Raw genomic sequence first — 18,460 nt, 5'->3', positions numbered from 1 at the left:
GCCAGCTCATCTTTTGTGGCCTGCGACGTAACGGTACACAGTGGCAGGCGAGCAAGCCATGCTTTTGGCCAGTGCTGGGATGGCCCCTTTAAGCTCGAAAAACCCCGCCTCCATCAGCTTCCCGACTAGCGCCTTGCGTTCTTTGGTGCTGAGTTTGCCGGGGGCGGGCAGGGCGCAGGGAGACAGATATTTCTGCAAGATCCGTTCCGGACTGAGGGCCTCGGTGCCAGACGCGGAGGCAATGGACGACAGGGCTGGATCGTGCGGGGGTGATGCTTCAAAATAATGATCCACAAAGCTATCCGGATGGCGCAAGCGCAGCAATTGGGCGCTTAGGTTGCGATAGCGACTGTCGTCGAAATAAATACAGATGGCCCCCGTTAGCTGGCCATCGGGGCTGTGCAGCGGGTGGATCGAGGCGCGCAGTATTTTTTGCTGATGCGTCACGTGGGCCATCGGTGTGACCCGCGTGCTGGCCTGGCTGGCGTCTTGTTCCAGGCGCAGCCGCAATGCGGCGGGCAGCGTGGCACCCAGCCCGCAATCACAGATGTGGCCATTACTGACGGCGATGACGGTGAAGTCTGTGCCGGTATGCTGGTACAGAGCGATGCCGTAGTCTGGCCCTAATACCTGGCCCAGGAAATCGATCAAGCCAATGTTATGCCGCATTTCTATCTCCTGATCGCGATTAATTGATAAATAATTATTATATTATTGATAAATTATCAATTAATTAGATATAAACCCTAGTATTTGATAAATTACTGCTCAATTAATATCATTTAATCGTATTATTTGAGACAGGTTCACATTATGTTTCTGAAGCATGGAAACTATTCCCAGTGAGCCTAAACAAAATTATTGTTTTCTCAGATAGTGCGTGGCCCTATTTATTTTTATCAAAGCCAGGATAACGTCGTGGAAAATTTTAAGCACCTGCCGGAACCCTTTCGGATTCGTGTAATCGAGCCCGTCAAACGCACCACCCGCGCCTATCGGGAAGAGGCCATCAAAAAGGCCTGGATGAACCCGTTTCTGCTGGATAGTGAGGACGTGTTCATTGATCTGCTGACGGACAGCGGCACGGGTGCGGTCACTCAGGATATGCAGGCAGCCATGTTGCGCGGCGACGAAGCCTATGCCGGCAGCCGCAGCTACAACCGCCTGCGCGATACGGTCAAGGATATCTTCGGTTATCAATACACGATTCCGACTCACCAGGGGCGTGGTGCCGAGCAGCTCTATATCCCAGTGCTGATCCAAAAGCGTGAAAAAGAAAAAGGCCTGGATCGCAGCAAGATGACGGCGATCTCCAATTATTTCTTTGATACCACCCAGGGCCATACCCAGATCAATGGTTGTCAGGTCGTCAATGCCTATACCAAAGAAGCTTTTGATACGGCAGCACGCGCCGACTTCAAGGGCAATTTCGATCTGGATCAGGTCGAGCGCACCATCCAGGCAGTCGGTGCTCAGCACGTGCCGTATATCGTCGCCACCATCACGAATAATTCCTCAGGTGGCCAGCCCGTATCGCTGGCCAATATCAAGGCAGTCCATGCCATCGCCAAGAAATACGACATTCCCCTGGTGATTGATTCGGCTCGCTTTGCCGAGAACGCCTATTTCATCCAGCAGCGCGAAGCTGAATACCAGGGCTGGACGATCGCGGAAATCACGCGTGAAACCTACCAATACGGCGATGTGATTTCCATGTCCGCCAAAAAAGACCCGATGGTCCCGATGGGCGGCCTGCTTTGCATCAAAGACGAGTCGCTTGAAGACGTCTATAACGAATGCCGGACTTTGTGCGTATTGCAAGAAGGCTTTCCGACCTATGGCGGTCTCGAGGGCGGCGCCATGGAGCGCCTCAGCGTAGGCCTGCATGACGGCATGCGTGAAGACTGGCTGGCCTACCGGATCCGCCAGATCGAATACCTGGTGGCCGGGCTGGAAAGCGTGGGCGTTCAGTGCCAGCAGGCAGGTGGACATGCAGCCTTTGTGGATGCTCAAAAGTTGTTGCCGCATATACCCAGCACGCAATTCCCGGCCCATGCCCTCAGCTGCGAGCTCTATAGGGTCGGTGGGGTGCGGGCGGTGGAAATCGGTTCGTTGCTGCAAGGCCGCGACCCCAAGACCGGCGAGCAAATGGCCTGCCCGGCAGAACTCCTGCGGCTGACCATTCCGCGCGCCACTTACACGCAGACCCATATGGACTACATCATCGAGGCATTCCAGAAGGTCAAGGAAGGGGCTGGCAACATCAAGGGTCTGGACTTCATCTATGAACCTCCGGTGCTGCGCCACTTTACTGCGCGCCTGAAAGAAATCGCTTAAAGATCCGCTTCCAGGGCCTGGGTGCAGCTTGCCCGGGTCGGTTTGCCGCCAGCGCACGCTGGCATCACATAATAAATAACCATGCCTTTGCGGCATGGTTTTACATATCGGGACCAAGCCGATACCAAGGAGACAACATGGCGCGTTCGCCTTCAATTTTTGGCGGAGCCTGCATTGTGGCAGGGGTTTGCGTGGGGGCGGGGATTCTGGCCCTGCCCAGCGCGGGGGCAGGCGCCTGGACTGCCTGGTCCATTCTGGTGATTATCCTGACCATGATCGTGATGACGGCGTCGGGCTGGATGTTGCTGGAAACCTTCAAGACCTTTCCGAATTTCCGGGCATCGTTTCATACGGTGACCAAGGAACTGCTGGGTCCGGTGGTCAGCGTCATCAACAACCTGGCCGTCTATTTTGTGGGTGCCATCCTGTTGTATGCGTACACCACCACGGCGGGTAATATTTTGCAGGGCTTGTTGGGCTTGCAGAGCAAGTTCGCCGCCATCTTGTATGTCATTGTTTTTGGGGCCTTGGTCTGGTGGTCGACCCGCCTGGTGGATCGCGTCTCTACCTTGTTGATCATTTTGATGCTGGGCACCTTCGGCCTGAGCGTCTATGGCTTGGTGGCGAATATCGATCTTGCCGTCTTGCTGAACCACAGCCAGATGGATGAATCCTATGCCAAGTACGCCCTGGTGCTGGTGCCGGTGGCGGTGACGTCATTCGGCTACCACCATTCGGTGGCTTCCATGCGGATTTATTATCGCGACGAGCGGCGCGCCAGTCTGGCCATCCTGGGTGGTACGGGCATTGCAGTCGTCTTTTATGTGGTGTGGCTGCTGGGGGTGTTTGGCAATGTGCCGCGCCCAGAGTTCGGTCCGGTGATGGCGGCGGGTGGGGATGTGGATACCTTGCTGACAGCCATTGGCGACACCGTCAATTCATCGTTTGTGCACAATATGCTGACAGCTTTTTCGATGGCGGCCATTTTATCGTCGTTCATCGGCGTGGGGCTGGGGCTGTTTGATTACATGGCCGATCTGCTGGGTATAGCAGACACCCGCATGGGACGTCTGAAAACATCCCTGGTTACTTTTTTGCCGCCGCTGCTGGGATCTTTGCTGGTGCCTTTCGGCTTTGTATTTGCCATCAGCTACGCAGGTGCTGTGGCGACCATCTGGACGTGCATCATCCCGGGCTGGCTGGTGATTAAAAGTCGTCGCTTGCAGGCCGGTCGGGATACTGGCTTCAAATGCCCCGGCGGTAATGCCTTGGCCTGGATCGTGATTGCTTTCGGGGTGCTGGCGGCAATCTTCCACCTGCTGAACATGGCGAATTTGCTGCCGGTGTACGTGCTTTAAGCCTGCAGTATCTTGATACAGGCTTTCAGGTCTCTGAAAGCCTGTTTGTGCTTCTCTGACCCCATCGCGACCAAATGCGCAGCCTACTGGTTTTCCCCACGACAGTGCTTGTCGAAATGCTACAATCCTGTAGTTTGATCTTCTTTGGCAGGGGCCATCCATGAATCTAGAACAGTACTTTCCGGTGCTGCTTTTCATCATCGTTGCCACGCTGATTGGCTCGGCACTGCTGGTGGCGGGGCGTTTGCTGGGGCGCAATATCCCCGATGCCGAAAAGCTCTCCGTCTACGAATGCGGCTTCGAATCCTTCGGTGATTCGCGCATGAAATTCGACGTGCGCTACTACCTGGTGGCCATTCTGTTCATCATGTTTGACCTGGAAATCGCATTTTTGTTCCCTTGGGCGATGGCGAATGGCGCAGTGGGCATGGTGGGCTTCTGGGCGGTTGCCATCTTTTTGGGCATCCTGACGGTGGGCTTCATCTACGAATGGCGCCGCGGTGCGCTGGATTGGGAATAAGGGGTAAGCAAAATGGCTGTTGAAGGCGTCATGGAAAAAGGCTTCATGACAACCAGTGCGGATAAATTCCTCAACTGGGCGAAAACCGGCTCGCTGTGGCCCATGACCTTCGGTCTGGCCTGCTGTGCGGTCGAAATGATGCATGCGGGCGCGGCGCGCTACGACCTGGATCAGTTCGGCATTATTTTCCGGCCCAGTCCTCGTCAATCCGACCTGATGATCGTCGCCGGTACGCTATGCAACAAGATGGCGCCGGCCCTGCGCAAGGTCTACGACCAGATGCCGGAGCCCCGCTGGGTGGTTTCCATGGGGTCCTGTGCCAACGGTGGCGGCTACTACCATTATTCCTATTCGGTGGTGCGTGGCTGTGACCGTATCGTGCCCGTCGATGTCTATGTGCCGGGCTGTCCGCCGACGGCTGAAGCCCTGGTCTACGGTTTGTTGCAGATGCAAAACAAAATCCGCCTGACCAATACCATTGCTCGCTAGCGGGATGCCCGAAGGCCGGGAGTATCTCCGTTCTTCGCCTGGCAGCTCCCTTTTGATCCGACCATGACGATCCGCATATGACACGGCTACAGACCTTAGAAACCAATTTACGCGATGTCCTGGGGAATTCGATCGACCTGACCGAATCCCTGGGCGAGCTTACCCTGCAATTACCCCAGTCTGCTTGGGTCGACGTCTGCCGCACGCTGCGCGATCACGCCGACCTGCGGTTTGAATCCTGTATGGACCTGTGCGGACTGGATTATTCCGCCTGGAAGGCCCCCACTTACAGCGCAGACCACAGCCATATCCATCCGCATCGCTTTGCGGTGGTTATCCATCTGCTGTCGGTCACCCATAACTGGCGCCTGCGCGTGCGGGTCTACGCCGAGCACGATGAGTTCCCCGTGGTGGCATCCCTGGTCGATATCTGGCCGGCTGTCAATTGGTTCGAACGCGAAGCCTTCGACCTGTATGGCATCGTCTTCGAAGGCCACCCGGACCTGCGCCGGATTCTCACTGACTATGGTTTCATCGGTCACCCTTTCCGCAAGGACTTCCCGATTTCCGGGCATGTGGAAATGCGCTACGACGCCGAACAAAAACGCGTCATTTACCAGCCCGTCACCATCGAGCCGCGTGAAATCACGCCGCGCGTGGTGCGCGAGGACCACTACGGCATAGAGCGGTACTGATATGGCAGAAATCCAGAACTACAACCTTAACTTCGGCCCTCAGCATCCGGCTGCGCACGGGGTGCTGCGCCTGGTGCTCGAACTTGACGGCGAAGTCGTCCAGCGGGCGGATCCGCATATCGGTTTGCTGCATCGCGCCACCGAAAAACTGGCCGAACACCGCACATTTCTGCAGACCTTGCCTTATATGGATCGCCTGGACTATGTGTCCATGATGTGCAATGAGCACGCGTATTGCCTGTCGGTCGAGCGCCTGTTGGGCATTCAGATCCCGCTGCGGGCGCAGTACATACGCGTGATGTTCGACGAGATCACCCGTATCCTGAATCACTTGATGTCCCTGGGCTCGCATGCGCTGGACGTGGGTGCCATGGCGGTGTTTCTGTATGCATTCCGCGAGCGCGAAGACCTGATGGATTGCTACGAGGCCGTCTCCGGTGCGCGCATGCACGCAGCCTACTACCGGCCAGGCGGCGTCTACCGCGATCTGCCCGATACCATGCCCCAATACAAGGGCTCCAAATACCGTTCCGACAAAGAACTGCGTGCCATGAACGAGGCGCGCTCCGGGTCTTTGCTGGATTTCATCGAGGACTTCACCAATCGCTTCCCCGCCTGCGTGGACGAGTACGAAGTGCTGCTGACCGATAACCGTATCTGGAAGCAGCGCTTGGTCGATGTCGGGGTGGTATCGCCAGAGCGCGCCTTGGCGTTGGGTTTCACCGGCCCCATGCTGCGCGGTTCGGGGATCGAGTGGGATTTGCGCAAGAAACAGCCCTACGAGGTCTATGACCGCGTCGAGTTCGATATTCCCGTGGGTACCAATGGCGATTGCTACGACCGCTACCTGTGCCGCATCGAGGAAATGCGCCAATCCAACCGCATCATTCGCCAGTGCATCGAATGGTTGCGCAACAATCCCGGCCCCGTCATCACCGGCAATCACAAGGTCGCTCCGCCAAAGCGCGAGCACATGAAGACCGGCATGGAAGACATGATCCACCATTTCAAGCTCTTCACTGAAGGCATGCACGTGCCTGAAGGCGAATCCTATGCCGCCGTCGAGCACCCCAAGGGCGAGTTCGGCATCTACTTGGTGTCCGATGGCGCCAATAAACCCTATCGCATGAAAATTCGTGCGCCGGGTTTTGCCCATTTGCACGCGCTTGAAGAAATGTCCAAGGGCCACATGATCTCCGACGTGGTCACCATTATTGGTACCCAGGACATCGTGTTTGGCGAAATCGATCGCTAAAGGCCCGGACACCACAGGAACCATGACGATGCTGCTTTCCGAACAAGCCTACCGGGATATCGACCGGGAAATCACTAAATATCCGGCGGATCAAAAACGATCCGCCGTAATGGCTGCGCTGACCATTGCCCAGGATGAAAAATCCTGGGTGTCGCCCGAAGTCATTCGCGACGTGGCGGACTACCTGGGCATGCCGCCCATTGCCGTCCAGGAAGTCGCGACCTTCTATGGTATGTACAACACCCAGCCAGTAGGGCGTTACACGCTGACGATCTGCACCAATCTTCCCTGTGCCTTGCAGGGCAGCACGCAGTCGGCCCAGCACCTCAAGGACACGCTCGGGATCGATTTTCACGAGACCACGCCGGATGGCATGTTCACCTTGCTCGAGGGTGAATGCATGGGCGCCTGCGGCGATGCGCCGGTGATGATTGCCAATGGCAAACATATGTGCTGCCGCATGCAGCCTGAAAAAATCGATGCCCTGATCCGCGAACTGAAGGAGTCGGCATGAGCGCCCTGGATGTTTTGCAAAAATACGGCACGGATGCGCTGAATCCTGCCTTGGGTGATAATCCTGCGCGCAGCATGATCTTCCATGGTCGCCATATCAAACCCATGATGTTGGCCGGCCTGAACGGCGACAACTGGGGGCTCCAGGATTACGTGGCGCGCGGCGGCTATGAATCCCTGAAAAAAATCCTCTCGACCGGCATGACGCCTGACGACGTGGTCGCCGAGCTCAAAGCCTCCAGCCTGCGTGGGCGCGGGGGAGCCGGGTTTCCCACGGGCCTGAAGTGGTCTTTCATGCCGCGCAAGCTTCCCGGCCAGAAATACGTGGTGTGCAATTCCGACGAAGGCGAACCCGGTACCTTTAAAGACCGCGATCTGCTGCGCTACAACCCGCATGCCGTGATCGAGGGCATGATCATCGGCGGTTACGCCATGGGCGCATCCGTGGGCTACAACTATATCCACGGCGAGATCTTCCAGGTTTACAGCCGCTTCGAAGAGGCCCTCGAACAGGCCCGTCAGGCCGGCTTTCTGGGCGACCGCATTCTGGGGACGGATTTTTCGTTCCAGCTGCATGCCCACCATGGTTTTGGCGCCTATATCTGTGGCGAAGAAACCGCGTTGCTCGAATCCCTGGAAGGAAAAAAAGGTCAGCCGCGCTTCAAGCCGCCGTTTCCAGCCAGCTTTGGCCTGTACGGCAAGCCCACCACCATCAACAATACTGAAACATTCGCCTCGGTGCCTTTTGTGTTTCAGATGGGGGGCCAGGCCTACCTGGAGGCGGGTATCGAAAAAGCCGGCGGGACAAAGATCTTTTCCATTTCGGGTGATGTCGAACTGCCCGGAAACTACGAAATCCCCCTGGGCACGCCGTTTTCTACCTTGTTGGAACTCGCCGGCGGGGTCAAGGGCGGACGTAAGCTGAAAGCCGTCATTCCGGGTGGTTCCTCGTCGCCCGTGCTGCCTGCCGACATCATGATGAACACCAACATGGACTATGACTCCATTGCCAAGGCCGGCTCCATGCTGGGTTCAGGCGCGGTCATCGTCATGGATGAAACCCGCTGCATGGTGAAATCACTGATGCGCTTGTCGTTCTTCTACATGGAAGAATCCTGCGGTCAGTGCACGCCGTGCCGTGAAGGCACAGGCTGGCTGTATCGCATGATGCAGCGCATGGAACATGGCCAGGGCACGATGGAAGACATCGAAACCCTGGACTCGGTGGCGCACAACATGATGGGTCGCACCATCTGTGCGCTGGCCGACGCCGCCGCTATGCCGGTACGCAGCTTCATCAAGCACTTCCGCGACGAATTCGTCCACCACGTCGACCACCAAGACTGTGTGGTTGCCAAGTATCTGTAGGGTCAGGACAAGCCATGGTAGAACTCACCATTGATGGGCTCAAAGTCCAAGCCGAAGAAGGCAGCATGGTCATCCAGGCTGCTCATGCGGCCGGGCTGTACATTCCGCATTTCTGTTATCACAAGAAACTCAGCATTGCCGCCAACTGCCGCATGTGTCTGGTCGAGGTCGAAAAGGCCCCCAAACAACTGCCGGCCTGTGCCACACCAGTCACCAACGGCATGGTGGTGTACACGCGATCTCCCAAAGCCGTCGAGGCGCAACGCGCCGTGATGGAGTTCCTGCTGATCAATCACCCCCTGGATTGCCCCGTGTGCGATCAGGGTGGCGAATGCCAGCTGCAGGATCTGGCCATGGGCTATGGCGAATCCGCCTCGCGCTACAAGGAAACCAAGCGCGTGGTCTTCCATAAGCCCATGGGCCCACTGATTTCAGCCGAACAAATGCAGCGTTGCATTCACTGCACCCGCTGCGTACGCGTGGGCCAGGAAATCGGCGGCATCATGGAAATCGGCATGCTCAATCGGGGTGAATTCTCCGAAATCACCACGTTTGTGGGCGAGGCCGTCGAATCCGAACTCTCCGGCAATATGATTGACGTCTGTCCGGTGGGGGCCTTGCTGTCCAAGCCCTTCATGATGGGTGCGCGTACCTGGGAACTCGCCCGTCGCCGTTCCATCAGCCCGCATGACAGCGTTGGGGCCAATCTGGTCGTGCAAAGCAAGATGGACCGCGTCCTGCGCGTGGTGCCTTTTGAAAACGAGCCGATCAACGAATGCTGGATCAGCGACCGTGACCGCTTCTCGTATGCTGGTCTGTACGTCGAGGATCGCCTGCAGCACCCCATGGTGCGTGGCTGCGATGGCCAGTGGCACGAGGCCTCCTGGTCCGACGCCCTGCAGTCCGTGGTGACCGGCCTGAATCAGGTGCGCGAAGACGGTGGCGCCAGCCAGATCGGTGTCCTGGGCACCGAAACCGCTACTCTTGAAGAACTCGCCTTGCTGGCGCGTCTGACTCGCGCCCTGGGCTCCGAGAACATCGACTTCCGTCTGCGCGGCGATAGCGCGGCCCTGGACGCCGTGCGGGGTGGTGCTCCTTGGTTGGGCATGCCGATTGCCGATCTCAATACGCTGGACCGCGCCCTGGTGGTGGGCTCCTTCCTGCGCAAAGACCACCCCCTGATGGCCCAGCGTCTGCGCCAGGCCGCTAAACAGGGCATGCAACTTTCGCTGGTTGATAGCGTGGCGACGGACCCGCTGGTGCCTGTCGCCGGTCGCATCACGGTCAAGCCCTCCGGCGTGGTTCAGGCACTGGCTGAAATCGCCGTGGCCTTGGCCGCACTGAAGTCCCAGCCGCTGCCCGACACCCTCACGGGCGTCCAACCAGGCGATGCCGCTCGCGCCATCGCCGATAGCCTGGCTTCGGGCGAACGCGTGGCTGTTTTCATGGGCAACCTGGCCGTGTCCGACGATCAGGTTGCCTTGCTGGCTGCCAATGCCCAGTTGATCGCTCAACTGGCAGGAGGACGCTTCGGCTTCCTGACCTCGGGCGGCAATACGGTGGGTGGCTATCTGGCCGGTGCAGTGCCTGCCGCTGGCGGCTTAAATGCCCGCCAGATGCTGGGTGGTGATCCGCTTAAGACGTATCTGGTGCTGCATGCCGAACCGCGCCTGGACAGCGAGCTCGGCGAACGCGCCGTGCGTGCGCTGCAAGGCTCGGCCATGGCCGTGGCCTTCACGGCGTTCCGTTCGGCGGCCGAGGATTGGGCTGACGTCATGCTGCCGATCGCGCCGTTCACCGAGACCTCCGGTTCTTTTGTCAATGCCGAAGGCCGAGTGCAAAGCTTCAAGGGCGTGGCTGCCCCGGTGGGCGATACCCGTCCGGGCTGGAAGGTGCTGCGCGTGCTGGGCAATCTCCTGGGGCTGCAAGGCTTCGACGACGAGACCTCCGAATCTGTGCGCGACACGGTGATGGTCGGTGGGGTGGATGGACGCCTGTCCAACGAGATCCGCCAGGCACCGGGCGTGGCCGCCGCTCAGGCAGTTGGCCTCGAACGTGTGGCCGAACTCCCCATCTATCGCACGGATGCCTTGGTGCGCCGATCGCAGCCGCTGCAGGAACACATCAATTCGGCGCCGCCGCAGGCCGCCATGAATGCCGCCACGCTGCAGGCGCAGGGCTTGTCCGCCGGTGATGCCGTGCGGGTGTCCAGTGTCCACGGATCGGTGGACCTGACTGCTGCCCGGGACGATACCGTGGCTGACGATGCTGTGCGTATCGCCGGCGCCTTTGAACAGACCGCAGCCCTGGGCATGGGCTCAGGTGCCATCCAGCTGGAGCGACGCTAATGGACTGGTTGAATATCCTTAACGCCTACGGTACCGAGATGATCGGTGCCACCCCTTGGCTGGTGGTCTGGACGCTGGTGAAAATCGTCGTCATTGCCGTCCCCATCATCCTGTGCGTGGCTTATCTCACGTACTGGGAACGCAAGATGATCGGCTTCATGCACGTGCGCCTGGGGCCTAACCGCGTCGGCTATCGCGGCCTGTTGCAGCCGTTTGCCGATGTGTTCAAGCTGCTGACCAAGGAACTCATCGTCCCCAGCAAAGCCAACCCGGTCCTGTATATTGTGGCGCCCATTGTGACGCTGACACCGGCGCTGGCGGCCTGGGCGGTGATTCCGTTCCAGCCTGAAGTCGTGCTGGCCAACATCAATGCCGGACTGCTGTTCATCCTGGCCATCACGTCGGTCGGTGTGTACGGCGTGATTGTGGCTGGCTGGGCGTCCAATTCCAAATACGCTCTGTTGGCTGCCCTGCGCGCTTCGGCTCAGATGGTTTCCTACGAATTGGCGGTGGGCTTTGTCCTGGTGACGGTGCTGCTGGTCTCGGGCACACTGAATCTCTCTGGCATCGTCCAGGGGCAGGGGATGGGCTGGTTTGCCGATCATGGCGTCAGCATTCTGTCCTGGAACTGGCTGCCGCTGTTCCCGCTGTTCATCATCTACATCATCGCTTCGGTGGCCGAAACCAACCGCCACCCCTTCGACATGGCTGAGTGCGAGTCCGAAATCGTCGCCGGCCATATGGTCGAATACTCGGGCATGGGCTTCGCCCTGTTCTTCCTGGGCGAATATGCCAATATGATTTTGCTGTCGGCCATGGCAGCGGTCATGTTCCTGGGCGGCTGGCTGCCGCCGCTGGATATCGCGCCCTTTACCTGGGTGCCGGGCTGGCTCTGGCTGGGCATCAAGACCTTTGTCGTCGTATCCATGTTCATTTGGTTCCGCGCCACCTTCCCGCGCTACCGCTACGACCAGATCATGCGTCTGGGCTGGAAGGTCTTCATCCCCCTGACGGGGGTCTGGCTGGTGGTGGTGGCGATCTGGATGCAGACGCCCTGGAACATCTGGCAGCAGTAAGGGGATCATCATGGAAGCAATCAAAGACTTCTTCGGCAGTCTGATGCTGAAGGAAATGCTCGAAGGCATGCGCCTGACGGGCAAATACTTCTTCAAGCGCAAGATCACCTTGCGCTACCCGATGGAAAACACGCCTACGTCGCCGCGTTTCCGTGGTCTGCATGCGCAGCGCCGCTACGATAACGGCGAGGAACGTTGCATTGCCTGCAAGCTTTGCGAGGCCGTCTGTCCGGCATTGGCCATTACCATCGAATCAGAACAGCGCGAGGACGGCAGCCGTCGCACCACACGCTACGATATCGATCTGGCCAAGTGCATCTTCTGTGGTTTCTGCGAAGAAGCCTGTCCGACCGATGCCATCGTCGAGACCCATCTGTACGAATACCACGGCGAAAAACGAGGTGATCTGTACTACACCAAGGACATGCTGCTGGCCGTGGGGGATCGCTACGAGCCGGAAATCGCCGCCCGTCGCGCCGCCGACGCACCTTATCGCTGATGCCGGAAGACCGACCATGAGTTTTGATTCAATTCTTTTTTATCTGTTGGCCATTGTGCTGGTCGTGGCGGCGTTTCGCGTCATCACGGCTACCAGCCCCGTCACTGGGGTCTTGCACCTGATTCTGGCCTTTTTCACAGCCTCCATGATGTGGATGCTGATCCAGGCCGAGTTCCTGGCCTTGGCCCTGGTGATCGTCTATGTCGGCGCCGTGATGGTGCTGTTCCTGTTCGTGGTGATGATGCTGGACATGCGCCTGGAAGGCCTCCAGAGCGGCATGAAGGTCTATCTGCCTTTGGGGCTGGTCATCGGTGGGATCATGGTGGCCGAAATGGTCTTTGTGGTGCTGCGTGCCTGGGGCAATGCGCCGCCGCTGCAATTGCCGGCTGATAACGTCGACAATACCCTGGTGCTGGGGACCGCCATGTACACGCATTTCGCGTATGCCGTGCAGATTGGTGGGCTGATCCTGCTGGTGGGTATGATTGCCGCCATTGCCCTGACCATGCGCGCCCGCACCGACTATAAACGCACCCACCCCAACCGCCAGGTTCGGGTCAAGGCTGCCGATCGCATCCGCGTGGTGCAGATGGCCACCGTGGTGGATACCCCAGCCGAATCCGAAGGAGCCGAAAAATGATGGAAATCGGACTTAGCCATTATCTGATTGTCGGGGCAATCCTGTTTGCCACGGGTGTATTCGGGTTTTTTCTCAATCGGCGCAACCTGATCGTGCTGCTGATGTCGATCGAGCTCATTCTGCTCTCCGCCAACATGAATTTTGTCGCGTTTTCCGCCTGGTCGGGCAATCCTGACGGGCAGGTATTCGTGTTTTTCGTGCTGACCGTCGCTGCCGCCGAGGCTGCCATCGGGCTGGCCATTCTGGTGCTGCTGTTCCGTAATCTCAGCAACATCAGTGTTGACAAGCTTGACCAGCTGAAGGGGTAAGGACACCATGTCTGCACAAAGTCTTTATTTATTGATTGCGCTGGCTCCGCTGGCGACAGCGCTGGTGGTCGGTTTTTTCGGCACCGGCTTCATGGGGTCCTGGATCTGTCGACGCGCTGCCCATGGCCTGACCATCCTGGGGGTGTTGATTTCGTTTGTCGGTTCGTTGATCGTGCTGCAACAGGTGATGGATGGGCAGACCTTCAATGGCACCATCTATACCTGGTCCATGATCGGGCCGTATAAGTTCGAGATCGGCTTTCTGATCGATTCCCTGACTGCCCTGATGATGGTGGTGGTCACCGGCGTGTCGCTGATGGTGCACATCTACACCATAGGCTACATGGCAGAAGACCCCGGCTATAACCGTTTCTTCTCTTATATTTCCCTGTTCACGTTCTCCATGCTGATGCTGGTGATGTCGAACAATATGCTGCAGCTGTTCTTCGGCTGGGAAGCCGTCGGTCTGGTGTCCTATCTGCTGATCGGTTTTTATTACTCGAAGCCCTCCGCTGTGTTCGCCAACCTCAAGGCCTTCATGGTCAACCGCGTGGGCGATTTCGGCTTTGTGCTGGGCATAGGCCTGCTGTACGCCTACACCGGCAGCCTGAACTACACCGAGGTCTTTGCCCAGGCTGACCGTCTGGGGGCAATCGTCTTCCCGGGGACCGACTGGCAGATGCTGACGGTGGCCTGTCTGTGCCTGTTTGTGGGTGCCATGGGTAAATCCGCTCAAGCGCCGCTGCACGTCTGGCTGCCCGACTCGATGGAAGGCCCGACCCCGATTTCCGCCCTGATCCACGCCGCCACGATGGTGACGGCCGGTATCTTCATGGTGGCGCGGTTTTCACCACTCTACGAACTCTCCGACACAGCGCTATCCGTGATGCTGGTGATCGGTGCCTTTGGGGCCTTCTTCCTGGGTATCCTGGGGGTCATCCAGAACGACATCAAGCGCGTGGTGGCTTATTCCACCCTGTCCCAGTTGGGCTATATGGTGGTGGCGCTGGGCGCTTCGGCCTACTCGGTCGCCATCTTCCACTTGATGACCCACGCTTTCTTCAAGGCGCTGCTGTTCCTGGGCGCCGGCTCGGTCATCATGGGCATGTTGCACGATCAGGACATGCGTCACATGGGCGGGCTGTGGAAGCGCATGCCGATCACCTGGATCACGATGCTGATCGGCAGTCTGGCCTTGGTCGGGACGCCGTTCTTCTCCGGCTATTACTCCAAGGAAAGCATTATTTCCGCTGTCCATGCCGCGAACGTCCCAGGCGCGGGCTTTGCCTACGTCATGACCTTGTGCGGTGTGTTCGTCACCTCGCTGTATTCCTTCCGCCTGTTGTTCCTGGTATTTCACGGCAAACCCCGCTACCACCAGAATCACCACGAAGACCATGCTCACGATGAAGGTCATTGGACCAACCATGGCGATGGTCCGGGCATCCATGCTCTGCATGGTGCCGAACCCAAGGAATCTCCTTGGGTGGTCACCGTGCCGCTGGTCATTCTGGCCTTTATGTCGGTCGTGGCGGGTGTCTGGTTTGTTGATCCCTTGCTGTTCGACGGCTACTTTGGGCAATCCATCACGGTACTGGCCCAGCACCCCGCCATGGCTGCCTTGACCGCCGAATGGCATGGTTGGGTCGCCTATGGCCTGCATGGCTTCACGGCGTTCCCGATCGTGCTGTTGCTGGCTGGGCTGGTGGTGGCCTGGTATTGCTGGCTGGTCAATCCGGCGGTGCCGGCGGCCTTCGCCCGCGTCTTTGCGCCGGTCTATCGTCTGTTGGACAACAAGTACTACTTTGATTGGTTCAACGAGCAGATCGTGGCCCGCTTCGCCCGTGCTCTGGGCCGAGGCCTGTGGCAGGGTGGTGATCGCGGCATCATCGACGGCATCATCGTCAATGGCAGTGCTCGGCTGGTGGGGGCGACCGCCGCCACTGTCCGTCTGCTGCAGTCCGGCTACATCTACCACTACGCCTTCGCCATGATCATCGGCATCATGGTGTTTCTCACATTCTTCGTCCTGATGGTTCCTTGATGGCTAGCGAAATGGCGTCTTCTACCCTTCCTTGGCTGACCCTGTCGATCTTTTTACCGATCTTCTTTGGTCTGCTCGTCCTGCTGATTGGCCGCGACAACAATCTAGGCCCCGCCCGGGTGCTGTCGCTGGTCGGCTCTATCCTCAGCCTGCTGGTCACCTTGCCCTTGTACACGGGGTTCAATCCCCGCACGGCCGATATGCAGTTCGTCGAGAATACCCCGTGGGTCGAGGCATTCAACCTCAATTACCACCTGGGGATCGACGGGATTTCGGTCTGGTTCGTATTACTCACGGCCTTCATCACCATCATCGTCATTCTGGCGGGCTGGGAAGTGATCAAATCCCGTGTGGCGCAGTACAACGCGGCTTTTCTGATTCTGTCGGGACTGATGATCGGGGTCTTCAGCGCGCAGGACGGCATGCTGTTCTACGTGTTCTTCGAGGCCACCCTGATTCCGATGTACATCATCATCGGCGCCTGGGGCGGTCCCAACCGCGTGTATGCTGCGTTCAAGTTCTTCCTGTATACCCTGATGGGGTCGCTGCTCACGCTGATCGCCTTCATCTACCTGTGGCATGCGGCCAATGGCTCGTTCGATGTGGCAACCTGGCACCAACTGCCATTGGGCTACACCGAGCAGATGTTCATCTTCGTGGCGCTGTTCGCAGCCTTTGCCGTCAAGATCCCGATGTGGCCCATCCACACCTGGCTGCCTGACGCCCACGTCGAGGCCCCCACCGGGGGGTCCATCGTACTGGCCGCCATCATGCTGAAGCTCGGGGCCTATGCTTTCCTGCGTTTCTCGCTGCCCATCGCACCCGATGCCTCGCACAGCCTGGCCGGGGTGATGATCGCCCTGTCGCTGGTAGCGGTGATTTATATCGGGCTGGTCGCCATCGTCCAGGACGACATGAAGAAGCTGGTGGCCTATTCGTCTGTGGCGCACATGGGCTTTGTCACGCTGGGTTTCTTTGTCTTCAACGTCACCGGCCTCGAAGGCGGCATCATCCAGATGTTGTCGCACGGGTTTGTGTCCGGGGCCATGTTCATGTGTATCGGCGTGATGTACGACCGGCTGCACACGCGTCGCATTGATGCCTACGGTGGCATCGTCAATCGCATGCCGCGCTTCGTCACCTTTTTTGTGTTGTTTTCCATGGCCAATGCCGGTCTGCCCGGCACCAGTGGTTTTGTCGGTGAATTCACCGTCATCCTGGGGGCTGTGGAATACAACTTCTGGATCGGTCTGCTGGCCGCATCGGCCTTGATCTGGGGTGCCGGGTATTCTCTGTGGATGGTAAAACGCGTGGCCTTTGGCCCCGTGGTCAACGAACAGGTCGATGGCATGAAGGACATTTGCAGCCGCGAATTCCTGATTCTGGGCTTGTTGGCCATCCTGACGCTATTCATGGGGATCTACCCCAGTTTCTTCACGGATCTGATGCACCCCTCGGTGCAGGCGCTGCTGGATCACGTCGCTCAATCCAAACTGTAGACCGGAATCACGATGCAAAATCTTTTCGACTTCGCACTGGCGACCCCCGAGATTGTTCTGCTGGTGCTGACCGGGGCAGTACTGCTGATCGACGCCTTTGGTACTGAACCTCAGCGACGCATGACGTTCATGCTGACCATGGGCACTTTGCTGGTGGCCGTGGTGGTCTCCTGGGGCCAGTGGGGCGAAGGCGTCCAGGGACGTACCTTCAGTAATCTTTACGTCACGGATTCCCTGGCGCACTTTCTCAAGATCCTGTCTGCCATTGCGGTGGCCGTCACTTTGATCTATGGCCGGGCCTATGCTGAGAACCGCGATATGCTGTTGCGCGGGGGCGAGCTTTACTCCCTGTCCTTGCTGATGCTGCTGGGCGAGTTCATCATGATCTCGGCAGGCAGCATGCTGACGGTGTATCTGGGGGTCGAACTCATGTCCTTCGCCCTGTATGCCTTGGTGGCCCTGCGACGCGATCATCTGCCCGCGACCGAAGCGGCGATGAAATACTATGTGCTGGGCTGCCTGGCCTCGGGCATCCTGCTGTACGGCATGTCCATGATTTATGGCGCCACCGGGGAACTCGGCCTGGCTGAAATCGCCCAGGTCATCCGCGAAGGCGGCGCCGAGCGCCTGCCGCTGGTGTTTGGCGTCGTGTTCATTGTGTCGGGCCTGGCCTTCAAGCTGACCGCTGCGCCATTTCATATGTGGACGCCCGATGTCTACCAAGGAGCGCCGACCACCGTCACGCTGCTGGTGGGTGCTGCACCGAAATTCGCTGCCTTTGCGATTATGCTGCGCCTGCTGATCGAGGCCTTGCACGGCATTGCCATCGACTGGCAGCCCATGCTGCTGATCATGGCGGCACTGTCGCTGGCCATCGGCAATATCGTCGCCATTGCCCAGACCAACTTCAAGCGCATGTTGGCGTATTCCACCATTTCCCACATGGGCTTTGTCTTTCTGGGCCTGCTGTCGGGCGTCTATGATGGCCAACCGGGGGCCAGCGCAGCTGCTTATGGGGCGTCGTTGTTCTATATCGTCATTTATGTGTTGACGACGCTGTCCACCTTTGGCTTGATTCTGCTGATGTCGCGGCAGGGCTTCGAGTGCGAGGAAATCTCCGACCTCAAGGGCCTGAACCGTCGCAATCCGCTGCTGGCGGGGGTACTGCTGCTGTCCATGTTCTCGTTGGCAGGCATTCCGCCGCTGTCTGGTTTTTATGCCAAGCTGGTCGTGCTGCAGGCGCTGATCGGCGCAGGCTATGTATGGCTGGCAGTGTTTGCGGTCATGATGTCACTGATCGGCGCCTTCTATTACCTGCGAATCGTCAAGACCGCCTACTTTGATGAGCCCGATGACAATGTCATGCTCAGCTCAGGAACGGTGGCTACCCGGGGGATCATGTCGCTCAATGGCCTGCTGGTGATCGGCCTGGGCATTTTGCCAGGTGGATTGATGGCTTTGTGCATCAGCGTGATTCAGCAATCCTTGCGCTTCTGATGCCAGTTTAGGTT

General features: G+C 58.4%; 17 protein-coding genes. 16 read left to right on the top strand and 1 reads right to left on the bottom strand.

Annotated elements, in window-relative coordinates; all coding sequences use genetic code 11:
- Nucleotides 1-6: 6 nt before the first annotated feature.
- Nucleotides 7-669, bottom strand: coding sequence for a PAS domain-containing protein (locus VDP81_RS04965; protein WP_323011705.1), 663 nt, complete (start codon nt 667-669; stop codon nt 7-9).
- A 249-nt stretch (nt 670-918) separates the two neighbouring features.
- Between VDP81_RS04965 and tnaA the strand changes: the two genes are divergently transcribed.
- The 16 genes from tnaA (at nt 919) to nuoN (ending at nt 18,446) form a co-directional block, all read left to right on the top strand.
- Nucleotides 919-2,337 (top strand): tryptophanase, encoded by a 1,419-nt coding sequence (gene tnaA / locus VDP81_RS04960; protein WP_323011704.1) that lies wholly within the window; start codon nt 919-921, stop codon nt 2,335-2,337.
- A gap of 137 nt (nt 2,338-2,474) precedes the next feature.
- Complete coding sequence (locus VDP81_RS04955; protein ID WP_323011703.1) at nt 2,475-3,695, top strand: aromatic amino acid transporter; 1,221 nt, start codon at nt 2,475-2,477, stop codon at nt 3,693-3,695.
- Between the two features lie 160 nt (nt 3,696-3,855).
- The gene (locus VDP81_RS04950; protein ID WP_322996754.1) at nt 3,856-4,215 is read left to right on the top strand and encodes an NADH-quinone oxidoreductase subunit A; all 360 of its coding nucleotides are present in this window, start codon (nt 3,856-3,858) and stop codon (nt 4,213-4,215) included.
- Between the two features lie 12 nt (nt 4,216-4,227).
- Nucleotides 4,228-4,704 carry a NuoB/complex I 20 kDa subunit family protein gene (locus VDP81_RS04945; RefSeq protein ID WP_066457841.1) on the top strand — a complete coding sequence of 159 codons (477 nt, stop codon included), beginning with the start codon at nt 4,228-4,230 and terminating at the stop codon, nt 4,702-4,704.
- Between the two features lie 77 nt (nt 4,705-4,781).
- Nucleotides 4,782-5,399, top strand: a complete 618-nt coding sequence (locus VDP81_RS04940) for an NADH-quinone oxidoreductase subunit C (RefSeq protein WP_323011702.1) — start codon at nt 4,782-4,784, stop codon at nt 5,397-5,399.
- Between the two features lies 1 nt (nt 5,400).
- The gene (locus VDP81_RS04935; RefSeq protein WP_322996756.1) at nt 5,401-6,654 is read left to right on the top strand and encodes an NADH-quinone oxidoreductase subunit D; all 1,254 of its coding nucleotides are present in this window, start codon (nt 5,401-5,403) and stop codon (nt 6,652-6,654) included.
- 28 nt (nt 6,655-6,682) lie between these two features.
- Nucleotides 6,683-7,168, top strand: coding sequence for an NADH-quinone oxidoreductase subunit NuoE (gene nuoE / locus VDP81_RS04930; protein WP_322996937.1), 486 nt, complete (start codon nt 6,683-6,685; stop codon nt 7,166-7,168).
- 74 nt (nt 7,169-7,242) lie between these two features.
- Nucleotides 7,243-8,535, top strand: coding sequence for an NADH-quinone oxidoreductase subunit NuoF (gene nuoF / locus VDP81_RS04925; RefSeq protein ID WP_416233240.1), 1,293 nt, complete (start codon nt 7,243-7,245; stop codon nt 8,533-8,535).
- Nucleotides 8,536-8,549: 14 nt separating this feature from the next.
- Entirely contained in the window at nt 8,550-10,883 is a 2,334-nt protein-coding gene (gene nuoG, locus VDP81_RS04920) for an NADH-quinone oxidoreductase subunit NuoG (protein WP_322996758.1), read from the top strand.
- Entirely contained in the window at nt 10,883-11,959 is a 1,077-nt protein-coding gene (gene nuoH / locus VDP81_RS04915) for an NADH-quinone oxidoreductase subunit NuoH (protein WP_322996759.1), read from the top strand. The genes nuoG and nuoH overlap by 1 nt, the downstream gene beginning before the upstream one ends.
- Before the next feature lie 10 nt (nt 11,960-11,969).
- Nucleotides 11,970-12,458, top strand: coding sequence for an NADH-quinone oxidoreductase subunit NuoI (gene nuoI, locus VDP81_RS04910; RefSeq protein ID WP_322996760.1), 489 nt, complete (start codon nt 11,970-11,972; stop codon nt 12,456-12,458).
- A gap of 16 nt (nt 12,459-12,474) precedes the next feature.
- On the top strand, nt 12,475-13,098 hold the full coding sequence (locus VDP81_RS04905) for an NADH-quinone oxidoreductase subunit J (protein WP_322996761.1): 624 nt from the start codon (nt 12,475-12,477) through the stop codon (nt 13,096-13,098).
- Nucleotides 13,098-13,406: an NADH-quinone oxidoreductase subunit NuoK gene (gene nuoK / locus VDP81_RS04900; RefSeq protein WP_322996938.1), complete on the top strand. Its 309-nt coding sequence runs from the start codon at nt 13,098-13,100 to the stop codon at nt 13,404-13,406. Before VDP81_RS04905 ends, nuoK begins: the two co-directional genes overlap by 1 nt.
- Before the next feature lie 7 nt (nt 13,407-13,413).
- Nucleotides 13,414-15,450 (top strand): NADH-quinone oxidoreductase subunit L, encoded by a 2,037-nt coding sequence (gene nuoL, locus VDP81_RS04895; RefSeq protein WP_323011701.1) that lies wholly within the window; start codon nt 13,414-13,416, stop codon nt 15,448-15,450.
- An 11-nt stretch (nt 15,451-15,461) separates the two neighbouring features.
- Nucleotides 15,462-16,949: an NADH-quinone oxidoreductase subunit M gene (locus VDP81_RS04890; protein ID WP_323011700.1), complete on the top strand. Its 1,488-nt coding sequence runs from the start codon at nt 15,462-15,464 to the stop codon at nt 16,947-16,949.
- 12 nt (nt 16,950-16,961) lie between these two features.
- Nucleotides 16,962-18,446 (top strand): NADH-quinone oxidoreductase subunit NuoN, encoded by a 1,485-nt coding sequence (gene nuoN, locus VDP81_RS04885; RefSeq protein WP_322996764.1) that lies wholly within the window; start codon nt 16,962-16,964, stop codon nt 18,444-18,446.
- Nucleotides 18,447-18,460: the final 14 nt, after the last annotated feature.

The sequence above is a fragment of the Castellaniella sp. genome, from assembly GCF_034675845.1.
GTDB lineage: Bacteria > Pseudomonadota > Gammaproteobacteria > Burkholderiales > Burkholderiaceae_B > Castellaniella.
Note: the sequence above shows the minus strand (reverse complement) of the source record. Positions and strands in the feature narration are given on the sequence as shown.

Bases quoted from the DNA above. Each gene is read 5' to 3' on its own strand.
- VDP81_RS04940 (WP_323011702.1), top strand. From the start codon at position 4,782: ATGACACGGCTACAGACCTTAGAAACCAATTTACGCGATGTCCTGGGG.
- nuoG (WP_322996758.1), top strand. From the start codon at position 8,550: ATGGTAGAACTCACCATTGATGGGCTCAAAGTCCAAGCCGAAGAAGGC.
- VDP81_RS04950 (WP_322996754.1), top strand. From the start codon at position 3,856: ATGAATCTAGAACAGTACTTTCCGGTGCTGCTTTTCATCATCGTTGCC.
- VDP81_RS04965 (WP_323011705.1), bottom strand. From the start codon at position 669: ATGCGGCATAACATTGGCTTGATCGATTTCCTGGGCCAGGTATTAGGG.
- nuoN (WP_322996764.1), top strand. From the start codon at position 16,962: ATGCAAAATCTTTTCGACTTCGCACTGGCGACCCCCGAGATTGTTCTG.
- nuoH (WP_322996759.1), top strand. From the start codon at position 10,883: ATGGACTGGTTGAATATCCTTAACGCCTACGGTACCGAGATGATCGGT.
- nuoI (WP_322996760.1), top strand. From the start codon at position 11,970: ATGGAAGCAATCAAAGACTTCTTCGGCAGTCTGATGCTGAAGGAAATG.
- VDP81_RS04945 (WP_066457841.1), top strand. From the start codon at position 4,228: ATGGCTGTTGAAGGCGTCATGGAAAAAGGCTTCATGACAACCAGTGCG.
- VDP81_RS04955 (WP_323011703.1), top strand. From the start codon at position 2,475: ATGGCGCGTTCGCCTTCAATTTTTGGCGGAGCCTGCATTGTGGCAGGG.
- VDP81_RS04890 (WP_323011700.1), top strand. From the start codon at position 15,462: ATGGCGTCTTCTACCCTTCCTTGGCTGACCCTGTCGATCTTTTTACCG.
- nuoK (WP_322996938.1), top strand. From the start codon at position 13,098: ATGGAAATCGGACTTAGCCATTATCTGATTGTCGGGGCAATCCTGTTT.
- nuoE (WP_322996937.1), top strand. From the start codon at position 6,683: ATGCTGCTTTCCGAACAAGCCTACCGGGATATCGACCGGGAAATCACT.
- VDP81_RS04905 (WP_322996761.1), top strand. From the start codon at position 12,475: ATGAGTTTTGATTCAATTCTTTTTTATCTGTTGGCCATTGTGCTGGTC.
- VDP81_RS04935 (WP_322996756.1), top strand. From the start codon at position 5,401: ATGGCAGAAATCCAGAACTACAACCTTAACTTCGGCCCTCAGCATCCG.
- nuoF (WP_416233240.1), top strand. From the start codon at position 7,243: ATGATCTTCCATGGTCGCCATATCAAACCCATGATGTTGGCCGGCCTG.
- nuoL (WP_323011701.1), top strand. From the start codon at position 13,414: ATGTCTGCACAAAGTCTTTATTTATTGATTGCGCTGGCTCCGCTGGCG.